This window comes from Peribacillus sp. SIMBA_075 (genome assembly GCF_046534585.1).
Map to the genome: position 1 here is coordinate 1 of NZ_JAWRYN010001010.1, position 257 is coordinate 257.

Genomic DNA, 257 nt, shown 5'->3' on the forward strand with positions numbered 1-257 from the left:
TAATGCTGCCTCTACGCTTTCTGTTCCACTATTTGTGAAGAAGGCATATTTCAAATCACCAGGTGTAATATCCGCTAAAATCTTTGCAAGCATTGCTCGAAGTGGATCTAGTAAGTCCTGACTGTGCAATGCTTGACGCTTTAATTGATCCGTTACAGCTTTTACCACTTTCGGATTACGGTGACCAACATTATAAATTCCAAATCCACCTAAACAGTCAATATACTTTTTACCATTAATATCCATGAAGCAAGATC

At 38.1% G+C, this 257-nt stretch carries 1 protein-coding gene; it reads right to left on the reverse strand.

Features of this window, described 5'->3' with window-relative positions:
* On the reverse strand, positions 1 to 257 hold a 257-nt coding region (locus SB775_RS31340; RefSeq protein WP_410865175.1), incomplete at both ends, for an aminotransferase class III-fold pyridoxal phosphate-dependent enzyme.